Below are 258 nucleotides of genomic sequence, written 5' to 3'. Positions count from 1 at the left end.
CTTCGACAGAATTCACGGTGCAGGCCGGCGCGTATCAGCAGCAGATTGAATGAATCACGCGGGACATGGGCGCTGCCATCCCGGGTGGCCCACAGGCGCACGGCCTCGGGTTTGCCGGGGTAGATTGCCGCGTAGCTGCGAAAGCGTTCGGTGTCTTTCTGGCCGGGAAAGGCCAGCCGCAAAGCGGCCAGAAACTGCGCCGGGGTGATCGGCGCCTGTTCGGTACGCTCGAAGGCCCACAACTGAGCCTGCCGTGCC

1 protein-coding gene is annotated in these 258 nt (G+C 65.1%); it reads right to left on the bottom strand.

Going from position 1 to position 258, the window contains the following annotated elements; translation table 11 throughout:
- Positions 1–258: hypothetical protein (locus ACZ2IA_RS23065; protein ID WP_470294912.1), on the bottom strand; the 258-nt coding region annotated here is incomplete at both ends.

It is taken from the genome of Crenobacter sp. CS_VA4, from assembly GCF_055597485.1.
This window is presented reverse-complemented; position numbering and strand designations above follow the sequence as displayed.